Origin of the sequence: Enterovibrio qingdaonensis, from assembly GCF_028683135.1 — a bacterium.
GTDB lineage: Bacteria > Pseudomonadota > Gammaproteobacteria > Enterobacterales > Vibrionaceae > Enterovibrio > Enterovibrio qingdaonensis.
This window is the reverse complement of the sequence record NZ_JAJUBB010000011.1, coordinates 177,081-191,365: the sequence shown is the minus strand read 5'-3', so window position 1 is coordinate 191,365 and position 14,285 is coordinate 177,081. Positions and strand designations below refer to the sequence as shown.

General features: G+C 49.2%; 10 protein-coding genes. 9 read left to right on the top strand and 1 reads right to left on the bottom strand.

Going from position 1 to position 14,285, the window contains the following annotated elements; all coding sequences use genetic code 11:
- Positions 1–492: 492 nt before the first annotated feature.
- Entirely contained in the window at positions 493–3,849 is a 3,357-nt protein-coding gene (locus tag LRP49_RS15890) for an Ig-like domain-containing protein (protein WP_274143287.1), read from the top strand.
- 268 nt (positions 3,850–4,117) lie between these two features.
- Positions 4,118–4,798, top strand: a complete 681-nt coding sequence (locus LRP49_RS15885) for a hypothetical protein (RefSeq protein WP_274143286.1) — start codon at positions 4,118–4,120, stop codon at positions 4,796–4,798.
- 127 nt (positions 4,799–4,925) lie between these two features.
- Here the strand turns inward: LRP49_RS15885 and kduI are convergent, their stop codons facing one another.
- A complete protein-coding gene (gene kduI / locus LRP49_RS15880) occupies positions 4,926–5,762 on the bottom strand; it encodes a 5-dehydro-4-deoxy-D-glucuronate isomerase (protein ID WP_274143285.1) in 837 nt (278 codons plus the stop codon).
- A gap of 185 nt (positions 5,763–5,947) precedes the next feature.
- On the opposite strand from kduI, the gene LRP49_RS15875 reads away from it, so the two are divergent.
- The 7 genes from LRP49_RS15875 (at position 5,948) to LRP49_RS15845 (ending at position 14,284) form a co-directional block, all read left to right on the top strand.
- Positions 5,948–6,916, top strand: coding sequence for a sugar kinase (locus LRP49_RS15875; RefSeq protein ID WP_274143284.1), 969 nt, complete (start codon positions 5,948–5,950; stop codon positions 6,914–6,916).
- Between the two features lie 15 nt (positions 6,917–6,931).
- Positions 6,932–7,573 carry a bifunctional 4-hydroxy-2-oxoglutarate aldolase/2-dehydro-3-deoxy-phosphogluconate aldolase gene (locus tag LRP49_RS15870; RefSeq protein WP_274143283.1) on the top strand — a complete coding sequence of 214 codons (642 nt, stop codon included), beginning with the start codon at positions 6,932–6,934 and terminating at the stop codon, positions 7,571–7,573.
- A gap of 57 nt (positions 7,574–7,630) precedes the next feature.
- The gene (locus LRP49_RS15865; RefSeq protein ID WP_274143282.1) at positions 7,631–9,271 is read left to right on the top strand and encodes a SulP family inorganic anion transporter; all 1,641 of its coding nucleotides are present in this window, start codon (positions 7,631–7,633) and stop codon (positions 9,269–9,271) included.
- A gap of 93 nt (positions 9,272–9,364) precedes the next feature.
- Positions 9,365–10,411: a UDP-glucose--hexose-1-phosphate uridylyltransferase gene (locus LRP49_RS15860; RefSeq protein WP_274143281.1), complete on the top strand. Its 1,047-nt coding sequence runs from the start codon at positions 9,365–9,367 to the stop codon at positions 10,409–10,411.
- Positions 10,412–10,578: 167 nt separating this feature from the next.
- Positions 10,579–11,340, top strand: coding sequence for a 2-dehydro-3-deoxy-D-gluconate 5-dehydrogenase KduD (gene kduD / locus LRP49_RS15855; RefSeq protein ID WP_274143280.1), 762 nt, complete (start codon positions 10,579–10,581; stop codon positions 11,338–11,340).
- Between the two features lie 195 nt (positions 11,341–11,535).
- Positions 11,536–12,759 carry a glycoside hydrolase family 88 protein gene (locus LRP49_RS15850; protein ID WP_274143279.1) on the top strand — a complete coding sequence of 408 codons (1,224 nt, stop codon included), beginning with the start codon at positions 11,536–11,538 and terminating at the stop codon, positions 12,757–12,759.
- A gap of 10 nt (positions 12,760–12,769) precedes the next feature.
- A complete protein-coding gene (locus LRP49_RS15845) occupies positions 12,770–14,284 on the top strand; it encodes a sulfatase-like hydrolase/transferase (RefSeq protein ID WP_274143278.1) in 1,515 nt (504 codons plus the stop codon).
- Position 14,285: the final 1 nt, after the last annotated feature.

Below are 14,285 nucleotides of genomic sequence, written 5' to 3'. Positions count from 1 at the left end.
CTGAATTATCAGCGGCCTTTTTGCATTTTTACCGTTCTACTTTTTAAACCCAATGCCACAACAAAGCACAATGCGAAAGCCGTTCATAAATTACTGAAACATTTCATTGTGTTGACAAAGCAGATTTGATCTTCTGGCAGCTAGCATAAATTCCATTTCTATAAAAGGAAGCAAGATCACAAATACAAAATTACGAGCATGGAAAATAAGATTTCTCGTAGTTAAATATCTCAAAGTGAGATGTAAATCCATGTTTGTGGGTCGTTTTTCATGGTTTTGCGCGTTTATCTTTTGCGATATCTGTCGATTTTTTCTCCTCCAATCTATCGTATCGGTCATGCTGCGCTGTAAAACGCGAACTGACAAAGATAGGCGCGAACCAAATATTCAGCATCGCTAGATTGCTGAGTATAAAAAACCATCAATTAAACGCACCTTTAATAACGAATTAATTTGTCTGAAAAGACGAATAAATAGTAGAAGAGCTGAACCGTGAGTAAATTAAATAAAATAACCATTGCACTGGCTGGTGTAATGTTTAGTGGCTATTTGCACGCCGCTGATGCGAGTTCGTCTGGCGTGATTGCTTTTGTTCCGGGCGAAACAAACGTTCAGAATGGCGAGATGGTTTCGTATAACGGCGAGTGTTTTGTCGCGAAAAACAACCCAGGTGTGTGGGAAACCCCAACAGCAAGCTCTTGGTTCTGGGATGTCGCCGAATGTTCGGGTGAACCGACGCCAGATCCAGACCCAGATCCTACCCCTGATCCAGACCCAACACCGGATCCGGATTTAGGCGACATTATTCCTTTCATTCCGGGTCAGACTAAGGTGAAGAACGGCGATGTGGTGTCTTATGACGGGCAGTGCTTTATCGCGAAAAATAATCCGGGTGTTTGGGAAACTCCGAACGCAAGTTCTTGGTTCTGGGATGTGACTGAGTGTTCAGGTGAGCCGGGTGAACCAGATCCAGAGCCGACTGAATTATCCATTCTGTCTCCAGTGGCTGGCCAAATCGTCAACATGGGTGACGTAGTTTCAATCAACACACGCGTTGATGGTGAATTGGCCGCAAGCGTTGAGTTTTGGGTAAACAACCAAAAACTGGCAGCAAAAACCGTCGACCAAAGCCAAACGGCATATGCTCACAACTGGACGCCAACTGAAGCAGGCAATGCAGCAGTCAAAGTGGTTGTGCTTGATAAAGACAGCCAAACGCTAAAGCAGAAAACCGTTGCTGTGACCGTCCAAGAAGACGTGAATGAAGATTTCACTGCGCCTGTGGTGAGATTTGTCACGCCAGCAAATGGTTCAACGTTTAACGAAACAGAAACCGTTTCTATCTCGGTGAATGCGACTGACGTCGATAACGATCTAAGCAAGCTGGTGGTTAACGCAAACAACCAACAAATTTGTACGTTCGATGCTGCAAACGCGTCTGCTTTCCAGTGTGATTGGCAACCAACACAAGCCGGCAGCTTCACGCTAAATGCTATCGCGACCGATGCGCAGAACTTGTCTTCATCAGCGCGTGTGAAAATCACCGTTGAAGAAGAGGCGGTAGAGCCACCACCAGTCACACCGCCAGGTGGACTGTGTGCAGAGTTTAATGTTTACCCAGACTGGACGCGTGGCGATCACGCAACGGGCGGCGACATTATGGTTCACAACAACATCGCGTACTCAGCGATTTACTGGACCAAAACGATTCCGGGTAGCGACAGTTCTTGGGCACTTCACCTGAATTGTGATGGCACCGAGCCGGGCACAGCGCCTTTACTGTCACTGCAAAACCCAATGGATCCGATTCGTCTCGAAGTGGCGGGTTGGCCGAATACCTTTGTCGTTGCGAGTCCATCGACACAATCTCCAGCAACACTGACCGTCGACGCGGTTAACAGCGATGCGTTGGCGAACGTTGATGCGCTAACTCGCGCGTTCGTTTCCGTTATCGGTCAGGCAGAGCAAGCAGGCACCGCATCTGTCATCATCAACAGTGATGTGCTGGATGTGGCGACGCAAGACAAAGGCGAGTTTTTCGGTGTGGTTGCCGTTAAAGAAGCCCTGTCACGCGCGGTTGAAACAACGGGCAGCAGCATTGACCTTGATGCGGTCAACGCACTGAGCAACGACGTTCAAGGCTGGGCGCAGGCGCATAACCTGATTTTCTCTACCTTGGCACCAGAAGCAACGTACGGCTGGTCTTTGAACATTGGTGACTTTGCTTACGACACGCATTCAGGCCGTCAATCGGTATGGGATGAAGCCTCCGTATTTACCGCAGACCTGCTAGATACCTTTGCGCTTTACAAAGCAGATGCTGCCAACAAAGCAGACTTTGTTGTTTTCACTAAGTCAGCGACAACGACTGCGCTGTCTGACGACCAGTGGCACAATGCGCTAGAGTACGTGAAGCAAGTTTCTGACTACGTGAAGGTGCCGGTTATGTTGGCGAACATGCCAACGGCGCAAACCGCAGGCTACTTCATGGGTGACAACCAAGGTAAACCGCAACTGCGTAAAGCGGCATTCAGCAACGTATTTGCGATTCTGTTTGATACGGATTCATCAGAGCTCACCACCAAAATTGACCGTTACCAAGACGCGAAAGTGCCGTTGTATTACGTAGGTGAAGAGTTAGAAAAAGGCTCATTAACCCGTATTGAAGCGTTGAACCAAGAGTTAGCCAACGCTGAAAATGCGATGGACAATGAAGCCTTCTTGTATGAAACGCCGCAATCGCAGTGGGTGCCGTCAACCGTTTACAAGTGGAACGACTTCCTTGATGGCCTGAATGCCATGCACAACATTGGTGTTGCTGGTAACAAGTTCTGGCTGATGAACGATGAGGTTGATGATGCAACCAACATCAAGTACGCCAAAGTCGCGATTGCTGCTTTCCTTGCGCAAAGTATGCAAGAAACCATTCGCTACAATGCGTGTGACGAGAACAACTGGTCTGAAGTGAAATACGGTGCACCTGCGGATTACCCGATGACGGCAAGTTGTGGTCAGTTGGGCCAGAAATACGCGGATTACGGTGTGAACCCAGTATCAGGTTTGGACTACGCCTACTCATGTCCTCGTGACAACAAAATGGAAGTGAGTGCGCTGACTCATGCTAAATGGTACGGCGCACCGGCTCCCGTATTTGCAGCCCCGGATTCAGTGTTAGAAGAGCGTGGCCTATTGGTGAACGGCGCGGTAGGTCGTTGGACCAACAACGGTCACTGTAATGACAAACCAGACAACGTAGACACCTCTAAGCAAGTATGGGAACGCGACGAGTGTAAAGTGTACGTCGGTCAGCAAGCAGGTACCTTTATTTGGGACGGCAGCAGTCAAGAAAGCGTAGAAGGCTGTGGCTGGTGGGGCCGTGGTGTTATTCAAACCACAGGTCGTCAGAACTTCGGTACGTTGAACCACTACCTAGGCCGTTCACACGTTGACCCAGAAACCATTGGCCAAACCATTGATGGTGTAACGGTTGAAGCACCGCCAGCGAACCCGCTGTACGCAGAGTTGGATTTCTGTTCTAACCCAGGCTTGATCTGTAGCTCTGAAGAGAACAAAGAGATTAAGTGGATTGCAGGTCTGTTCTACTGGGTAACCTCTGTACAGGCTTACAACGACGAGGGTGGTCAGTACGGAGACTGGAACTACTACAACGAACTGAAAAAGTACGTGGACAGTGGTCTGCAAGGTTCGCAGTTTATTGATGACGTTTCGGGCATTGTAAACCGTGGTTGTCCGGACCTGACCTGTTCAACCGGTGATGTTCACAACGTGAAAGAGCGTCGTGAGAACTTTAAACTGGTACTGCAAAAGCTAGGACTTGATCCGAAATAAAGGGTCACACACCTATCTGTAAATGCCAGTGAAAATTGGTGAAGATGAAAAAGCCCTCTGCGTCAAAGCAGGGGGCTTTTTGTTATCCGCTCTGAATCTACACCTAGCCCGTCCTTGCGCGCCATCTCTGGCAGCAGAGCGAATAGATCATTAAACGGCATGAAATCAGCGAGCAAACACACTCTTTTTACATGCGGCTAGGTCAATAAGTGTGCGTGCTGGTTGGATTGACTTATCATCTTGTTATGCCCGTTTAGGATCAAAAATCATGACACGATTACTCACGTTATTGTTTGGTTTTTCCTCTGCCTGCTTAGCATCTGTTGCCTATGCAGCCCCCATGAACAGCTACCCCAAGCTTGAGATCGACAGTCGTCATGTTTACGTGCCGGATGCTTTTCCTTACTACGACTATTTTGTTTGCCTAAAACAGGATGATGCAGGCTTGGCGGCTTTAGAGCATGTACAGCATGATCCCGTTTTTCGTCAAAGCCTTAGAAAAGTCGCAGGGGAGGCGGCGGCGCGGCAGTATCGGTACCTTAATGAACTCCCTGAAAAGCGGGCGTTTTTCTCCAATGACGTTGTGTCTGATAGCTTTCCCCGCAAAGAGCAAGTACCTTTTGTGAACGGCGAGTCCTACCGCTACAGTCACCAATATCTCAAACAGGCTAAATCCGGTTACCAATACGATTTAAAAACCAAAGGCATGTATCAGGAAATGTTTGATCGCGGGTCAGACAGGCATTGGCTGATGATAGGCATGACGTTTTTGCAGCGAGAGTCAGTTTGGAAGGTGGCTCCGCTTTCTGACATCCCCGAACTGGTAATACTGGCGTCACTCGACATGAAGCAAGTGCAGGCGGCGAGTAGCGAGAATTCTGCGTATGATCATGCACTGAAAAGCACCGAGTTTTATTACTTTCCGGCTAATCCGAAGAATTGTTATTAACCTTTTTCGTGACAAAGACGGTTTTTACGACGGGACAGCCCCATAAAAAAAGCCCCTTTCGGGGCTTAAACTTAAGGTGGAGATAAGGACAAACTTTGTGTGTGTACCCACACTATTGAATCTGGTGTTATTTCAGATCTTTTACGTCGATGTGATCCATGTCGGTGAAGGTCTGGTTTTCACCCACCATACCCCAAATGAAGGTATAGCTTTGTGTACCAACGCCTGAGTGGATTGACCAGCTTGGTGAAATCACAGCCTGTTCGTTGCGAACAACGATGTGACGTGTTTCAGTTGGTTCACCCATCATGTGGAAAACAGCTGCGTCGTCTTTCATGTTGAAGTAGCAGTAAACTTCCATGCGGCGATCATGGGTATGACACGGCATGGTGTTCCACAGGCTGCCTGGCTCTAGGCGAGTCATGCCCATCAGCAATTGGCAGGTTGGAAGTACATCTGGAACAAAGTACTTGTGGATGGTGCGGCGGTTACTGCTTTCCGCGTCACCTAGTGTCACTGGTGCGGCCTCTTCCAGTGTCACTTTTTTGTTCGGGTAGTGCATGTGTGCAGGTGCAGAGTTGAAGTAGAACTTCGCTGGCGTTGCTGCATCACGGCTTACAAAGGTCATTTCCTTTGCGCCCATACCAATGTACAGGGCTTCGTTAGCGTCGATCATGTACTCTTCGCCATCAACAACAACGACACCGTCGCCACCAATGTTGATAATGCCAAGCTCACGACGCTCTAAGAAGTAAGAAACACCAATCTTCTCGCCAACATCTGCTGCGAAAGACAGGCTTGTGTCGGTAGGCTGGATACCACCGAAAATGATGCGATCAATATGACTGTAAGTCATGGTGATCTCACCCGCTTTGAAAATTTCTTCTACCAAAAACTCATCACGCAGTCCTTTGGTGTCTAACTGCTTTGCATGCTGGCTATGAATAGATTGACGAACTTGCATGATACTTCTCATTGATTTGTTAGCGATGGCGAGATAGTACGCCTATTCTTTTTCTTCTCAATAAATGAAACGGCGTTTTGTTTATCGTGTCACACATTTTCCAAATTTCTACGCTTTTTATTGAAACGTCATTTCAAAAATGATTTTAGCGTCTAAAATGAACGAAAAGCCTTAGGGATTGAATCATGTCTATATTTCGTATCGCGTTTCTTGGCGAGTGCATGTTGGAGCTTCACGAAACCTCAGAGCGTTTAGCGAAAGGGTTTGGTGGCGACTCGCTGAACTCTGCTATCTATCTATCTCGTCTTGCCCGTTTAGCTGGCGATATCAAACCGTTAAGTGTCAGTTATCTCACTGCGATGGGGAGTGATTCACAAAGTCACTATGTCTTAAATGCGATTGAGCAAGAATGTGTCGATACCTCAGACGTGCTTCGCATTGACGGTAAGTTGCCTGGCATTTACTTGATCGAAAACGACGAGAGCGGCGAGCGCCATTTTCATTATTGGCGCAATGATTCTGCTGCCCGCTATTGGGTGCAAAGCTTTGATGATGCGGCGTTGTACGAGCATTTGAAGCAGTTCGATATGGTGTATTTAAGCGGCATTTCGTTAGCGATACAGTTCCCTGAGCAGCGCGTTCGCTTAATTGAAGCATTGCAGCGTTATCAAGCATCTGGCGGTCGGATCGCGTTTGATTCGAACTATCGCCCGCGCCTTTGGAAAGACGCAGAAGAAGCGATATGCGCATACAACCAAGTCATGTCAGTGACACAAACGGCACTGGTGACATTTGATGATGAGCACGCCTTGTTCGGCGACCAACACCCGATTGAAACCGTAGAACGCATTCAGGCTTTAGGTTGTGACCACGTCATTGTGAAGTGTGGTGCGGAAGAATGCTTGGTGGCGAAAGGGAACGATATTCAGCGTGTGCCTGCACGTCGTGTTGAAACGGTCGTCGATACCACATCGGCGGGGGATTCGTTTAACGCCGGTTACTTGTTTGGCGAGACCCAACATTTGGCGGGTAAGCAATCAGCGCAACTTGGCCACTTGCTTGCCAGCCACGTTATTCAAGCAAAAGGCGCAGTGGTCAGTGAAGACTGCATGCCATCAGCAGAACAGATTCAATCCTTGTTTAACCCATCTTAAATTTTTGGAGTTGTTATGGAAAACGTTCAGGGCGTAGAAGCAATCAGCCGCCGTCTTGCCGAGCTAAAAGTCATTCCGGTTATTGCAATTAAAGACGCGAAGAGCGCAGTGCCACTGGCAAGAACCTTAATTGAAAACGGCATGCCAAGTGCTGAAATCACGTTTCGTACTGAAGCGGCAGCGGAAAGTATCGCGCTGATCAGAAAAGCATTTCCTGACATGTTGATTGGTGCAGGTACTGTTCTTACAACGGCACAAGTGGACGCGGCGATTGAAGCCGGTGTCGACTTTGTGGTGAGCCCTGGCTTTAACCCAACGACGGTGAAGTATTGCCAACAGCGTGACATGGTGATCATCCCTGGCGTTAACAGCCCAAGTCTTGTCGAGCAGGCGATGGAAATGGGCCTTAAAACCCTGAAGTTTTTCCCTGCTAGTGTGTCGGGTGGCACGGGCATGCTGAAAGCATTGAATGCCGTTTACCCTGTTCAATTTATGCCAACGGGTGGCGTGTCGAAAGAGAACATTGCGGAATACTTGGCAATCCCTTCTGTGTTGGCGTGCGGTGGTACTTGGATGGTGCCAGCTGACCTTATCGATGCGCAGGATTGGGATGCTATCGGCAAACTGGTTCGCGATGCGGTAGACGCACTGAATTAATTTTGTGGGCCCGTGTTCGCGGGCCATTTTGTTGGTCTTATTCGAAGTACACCGACCATGACAACGCTTCTCGCCAGAATGCCTTCTCGCTCTTTGTTCGCAAGGGCGTTTCCTTTTTTACGCTGGCTTCCTCTCGTTACTAAACAAGATCTGAAAGCCGACTTGATAGCAGGTTTGACCGGCGCAATTATTGTTCTGCCCCAAGGTGTGGCCTACGCCATGATTGCGGGTATGCCTGCGGAATACGGTTTGTACACCTGTATTGTTCCGGCCATCATTGCTGCTTTGTTTGGCTCATCACACCACTTGATCTCGGGCGCGACCGCGGCACTGTCTGTGATTGTGTTTACCACGGTCAGTCAATTTGCGGCTCCCGGTTCACCGCTGTTTATTCAACTCGCCTTAACACTCACGCTTTGTGCGGGCGTTGTTCAGCTATTAATGGGGCTGATGCGCTTTGGGGCGGTGGTGAATTTCGTTTCTCATTCGGTGGTGTTGGGTTTTACTGCAGGTGCCGCTGTTGTTATCGCGATCAGCCAGCTAAAGCACCTGTTGGGCTTGTCGATTGAAAGTGGCAGCACGGCCATTGAGAATCTCCAACTCACCTTTGGTGCTATTTCGCAGACAGACTCAAAAGCATTGCTGATTGGTATCGCAACGATCGCGATCAGCCTGACCATTAAACATATTTGGCCTAAAGGCCCGCATATGTTGATTGCCATGGTGGGGGCAACGTTATTGGCTCTGGGGATTGGCGATGTTGCCCTTGTTGGAGCAATGCCGAACTCACTGCCGTCATTCTCGGTACCTGTGGCCGATGTTGTAACGGTTGAACGTATGGCGATGGGTATCATTGCGGTTGCATTGCTGGGGTTGGTGGAAGCTATCTCAATTGCTCGCTCGGTGGCCATGAAATCTGGTCAGTTGATTGATGCGAATCAGGAGTTTATCGGGCAGGGGCTGTCTAACATGATCGGGGCATTTTTCTCCTGTTATGTTTCATCAGGTTCGTTTACCCGAAGTGGCGTGAATTACACCAGTGGCGCGCGTACGCCGTGTGCAGCAATTTTCGCCGCACTGTTTCTGACTCTCATTTTACTCTTCTTTGCGCCGTATGCTGCCTATATTCCGATCGCGGGGATGGCGGGGATATTGTTTGTTGTCGCGTATAACCTGATTGATATTCCGCATATTCTGGATATCTTCCGCACCGACAAAAAAGAGTCTCTCGTTCTTGTGGCAACCTTCGTCGCGGCAATGCTTTTGCACCTTGAACTGTCTATCTATGTCGGCATGCTGTTGTCGCTGTTTTTCTACCTACGCAGAACATCACGACCAACCATCGAATTCCTTGACCCTCGTGTTTTCAATGTGCCGGAGAACTTGATCCCGGAGACCGCGATTGTCCGCATTAATGGTTCGGTGTTTTACGGCTCATGCCAACATCTTCAGCGTGGGCTACAGGCTTGCCAAGCCAAGCACCTGATCATTTTGGGTCGCGGCATCAACTTTATCGATTACACCGGTGCCCAAATGTTGGCCGATCTGGTTAACCGAAAACAGCAGACATTCTACTTCTGCCATATGAAGGCGACGCCGCTGAAAGCTCTCCTTGCCCCCGGCTTCGCGAAAACCTTTTCTTCGCTGACCTTCTACAAAAATGCCAAAGAAGCGTTGGCGGTGATCATGCATACCTAAGCAGCCGATAGGCTCAAATTAAAAACGCGGCTACCACCCAACATTCTCGTGAGGGTAGGTAGTCTGCTTTTGACTATTTTTGGTGATATCACAATGACATCCGTATCGTTTGACCCTACAGAACACCCTCATCGCCGCTATAACCCTCTGACGGGGGAATATGTATTGGTTTCTCCCCATCGCGCAAAACGTCCTTGGAGTGGCGCGCAGGAAACACCGAACACGGTAACCTTGCCTTCTCATGATGAGACCTGCTTTTTATGTGCGGGTAACACGCGTATTTCGGGTGAAGTAAACCCTGATTATAAAAATACGTTTGTGTTCCGAAATGACTTTGCAGCACTGAACCTAGACACGCCATTGATCAAAATTGACGATCCGCTGATGCGCCTTGAAGGTGCGCAAGGGGAAGCGCACGTTATCTGTTTCTCTCCCGATCACAGTAAAACCCTGCCAGAGCTCAGCACGCAAGAAATTGAGCAGGTGATCAGCACGTGGCAAACCGAATATACGCGATTGAGCGAGCAGTATTTGTGGGTGCAAGTGTTTGAGAACAAGGGCGAAACCATGGGCTGCTCTCAGCCTCACCCACATGGCCAAATTTGGGCGAACAGCTTTATCCCAACGGAAGTGGCGAGTAAAGACCGTCATCAGGCCGCGTACTTTGAGACGCATGGTTCGTCATTGCTGGTGGATTACGTGCAGCGAGAATTGGCTGCGAAAGAGCGCATCGTGGTGGAAACCGAACACTGGGTCGCTGTTGTTCCTTTCTGGGCTGCCTGGCCATTTGAAACCTTACTCCTTCCTAAAGCCGCAGTTCAACGTATTGATGGGCTAAACAACGAACAGAGCGCGGACTTGGCGATTGCATTGAAAAAATTGACCACCCGCTATGACAACTTGTTCCAGTGCAGCTTCCCTTACTCCATGGGCTGGCATGGTGCACCAAACTTCAAAAACGGTGAATTCATTGCACACTGGCAGCTTCATGCCTGTTTCTATCCACCACTGCTGCGTTCAGCAAGCGTACGCAAGTTCATGGTGGGCTACGAGATGTTAGCGGAAGCACAACGCGACCTGACGCCAGAACAAGCAGCCGCGCGTTTACGCGAGGTGTCTGACGAGGTTTATTACAAGTAAATACACGCAAGCTGAATCCTGCATTTTTAGGTTTATGGGGTGTGATTCCACAATTGTGACCCAGCATTCAGCTTTTAATTTATTAATTGAAATGCCGTTTTATTTTCTTGTTTTGATGGTCAAGTTAGCTATCATACAGAAAATAAAAATGAAACGAGGTTTTGAAAATGATTTTAGAGTCTTTTGGGCTAGCAGGTAAGGTAGCGGTAGTGACTGGCTGCAATACCGGCCTAGGACAGGGCATGGCAGTGGCTTTGGCACAGGCAGGTGCGGACATTGTTGGTATCAACTACGGTGGTGCTGACGATACACCGGGCATGGTTGAAGCAACGGGCCGCCGTTTTTACAACATCACCGCTGACTTAAGCAATTCAGCGATTATCGATGATGTTGTTGCCGAAGCGCGTGGCGTTCACGGCAAAATCGATATTCTCGTTAACAACGCCGGTATTATCCGCCGTGAAGATGCGATCAACTTTAGTGAAAAAGATTGGGATGATGTTATGGACATCAACATCAAGTCTGTTTTCCTTATGTCTCAATCGATTGCGCGTGTTTTCAATGAGCAAGGCACTGGCGGCAAGATCGTCAACATTGCCTCAATGCTGTCTTATCAAGGGGGTATCCGCGTGCCTTCTTACACCGCGTCGAAAAGTGCGGTGATGGGTCTGACGCGTGCGTTGGCCAATGAGTGGGCATCAAACAACATTAACGTGAATGCGATTGCGCCGGGTTACATGGCAACCAACAACACCGAAGCGTTGCGTGCTGATGTTGTTCGTGAGAAGGCGATTCGTGAACGTATTCCTGCAAACCGCTGGGGTACACCGGAAGATGTGGGTGGCGCAGCTGTGTTCCTGTCATCGAAAGCAGCAGACTACATCAACGGCTTTACGTTGGCGGTTGATGGCGGCTGGTTAGCGCGCTAACAAAACGGGTGTTCCGCCCCGTTTGCAAAGATATCTCTCTCAGAAGGCCAGCTTAGCTGGCTTTTTGATTTTTAGTTTCTTTAAAAATGAAACAACGTTTTGACTTTGTGATTTGCAGTAAGTTTTTTTCTTCATCCCGCCTTTACAATGCCCCACAGATAATCAGTTAATCTCTTCTTAGTTGGCGAGTAAAAAATGAGTGAACACATTGCTTTACCGTCATTACCGGGTGAATTAGACCGAGACCGTGTTCTAGCACACCTTCCCAAGGTAATGGCTACCATCAAGCGCAATATTTCTCGTATCGGTGAGCGCAATCCAAAAATCGGCAATGCCGACTATTCATGGACGCATTGCGGTCCTTTTGATTGGGTTTCATCGTTTTGGGCTGGCCAGTTATGGTTGTGCTACGAAACGACAGCGGATGAGCAATACAAAAACAGCGCGAAGCTGCGCAAGTCTTACTTCGCTAACATGTTGTTGGACCCATTTTGGTTGGATCATGACTTGGGCTTCCAATACAGCCTGAGCTGCGTGGCTGAATACAAGCTGACTGGCTGTGAAGAGTCGAAAATGATGGCACTGCGTGCGGCGGATCATTTGATTCACCGTTTCCGCAAAGTGGGCGGTTACATTGTTGCATGGAACGACACGCATCCGCTGGCATTGGAAAAGCCTGACGTGATTCAGGGTAAATCCATCATCGATTCCTTGCAGAACACTGCGTTGCTGTTCTGGGCGGCAGAAGTCACGGGTGCACCTCGTTACCGCGAAGTGGCGATTCGCCACAGCGAAACACTGGCAAAGCACATTGTTCGTGATGATTACTCAACCTATCACTCATTCAACTTCGACCCGATTTACCAAACGCCAGTGAAAGGTGAAACCTTCCAAGGTTATGCCGATGAATCTTGCTGGGCGCGCGGTCAATCATGGGCGATCCATGGTTATGCCCAAACCTATCAGTACACCAAAGATGAAAGCTTCTTGGTTCTGGCGAAAAAACTGGCGCGCTTTGCGGCTGAAGTGATCACGCCAGACGGTGTGCCTGTGTGGGATTACCGTCTGCCTGCAGACGAAATTCAATACAAAGACAGCTCTGCGGGTGCAATTACCGCTGCTGGCTTCTTGTTGATTGCGCAGTCGCTGGAAGACCAAGCAGAAGCACTGGCGCGCGATGATGCAAAACGCCTGAGCTTGCTAGAAGAAGCCAATGCCTACCGCGATTGGGGCTTGTACTTGCTACAAGGCCTGATGGACCAATGTGACTTGTGTGATAACGAACAAGCACAAGGTTTGCTGGCAAATGGCGCATCGTTCGTGAAGGTTGGCCTTTGCGACAACATGCTGCCTTACGGCGATTACTACTACCTTGAGGCTCTGATGCGCGCTCATGGTTATCGTAACTTCTTCTGGTAAGGGCTGACTGATGAAAAAGGCTCCTAATATCATCCTGATCATGACCGACAGCCAAGGCGCAAACGTGGTTGAACGTTACTCGGGTCAGGCAACGGACACCCAGCACCTAGATCGCATGGCCGATACCGGTGTGCGTTTTGACAGTGCCTATACCACGTGCCCGCTATGTACACCTGCGCGTGCGGGCTTGTTTACGGGCATGTATTCACACCAAAGCGGCGCGTGGACGAATAACCTTGCGCTTGGCACGAACATTCGTCATATGGGCCAGATTTTCACCGCAGAAGGCTACAACACGGGCTATATCGGTAAATGGCACTTAGATGGTCATGATTACTTTGGTACGGGCATCTGTCCGCCGGGCTGGCACCCAGAGTACTGGTACGACGGTGTTAACTACCTGAACGAGTTGACCGAAGAAGAAATTACCCTTTGGCGTCGTGGCTTGAATACGCCTGAAGAGCTGGAAGCCCACGAAATTACGGCTGACTTTACTTGGGGCCACCGTATTACCAACCGTGGTCTGAAGTTTATCGATCAGCACCGCAGCGAAGACAAACCGTTCCTGTTGGTGTTGTCGTATGACGAGCCGCACCATCCGTTTACTTGTCCGCCAAAACACGTTGAGAAGTTCAAAGACTTCAAATTCGATTTGGGCGAAGCGGCGTTTGATTCGCTGGAAGATAAACCGCTGCATCACCGTCTGTGGTCGCGTGCGAAAGGCTCAGGTGTGGGTTCTCAGTACTTTATCAATCCACTTTACTTCGGCTGCAACGACTTTGTGGACGAAGAGATTGGTCGTGTGCTTTCGCATATCGATGAAAGTGAATTGGCGAATACCTGGATTGTGTATACCTCTGATCACGGCGAAATGAACGGTGCCCACAAATTGTGGGGTAAAGGCGCGGCCGTGTATGACGAAATCGCCAACATTCCGCTCATCATCAAAAACACCGATGGCCAGATGGCAGGCACTGTCATTGACCGTCCAGTTAGCCACATCGACATCATGCCAACCCTGTTGAATCTGGCGCATATCGAGCAACCGCCAATCATGCCGGGTAATGACCTGCTAGATGTAGAAAAAGACCGTGGCTTTAAAGGCGTGATGGTTGAGTTCAACCGCTATGAAGTGGAGCACGACTCTAACGGTGGTTTTATTCCGGTTCGCGGTTGGGTGACAGACAGCTACAAGCTGGTGATCAACTTGATGGGCACTGATGAACTTTACGATCGCGTGAATGACGCTGCCGAAGTTAACAACCTGATTGAGCACCCGGATTTTGTTGAGGTTCGTAACACCCTGCACGATGAGTTGCTGGCGTATATGGACCATATCCGAGATACCTTCCGTTCGTTCGAATGGGCATGCCGCCCTTGGCGTCCGGAAATGGAAAGAGAATGGATGGGGTTGTTCCGTCCTCGCCCGGCGGACGGTGTCGCCCCGGTCGTAAGAGATTATGACACTGGCTTGCCAACCAAAGGCATCAAACGCGAAGACGTACAATTAAGTATTGAGGTTTAAT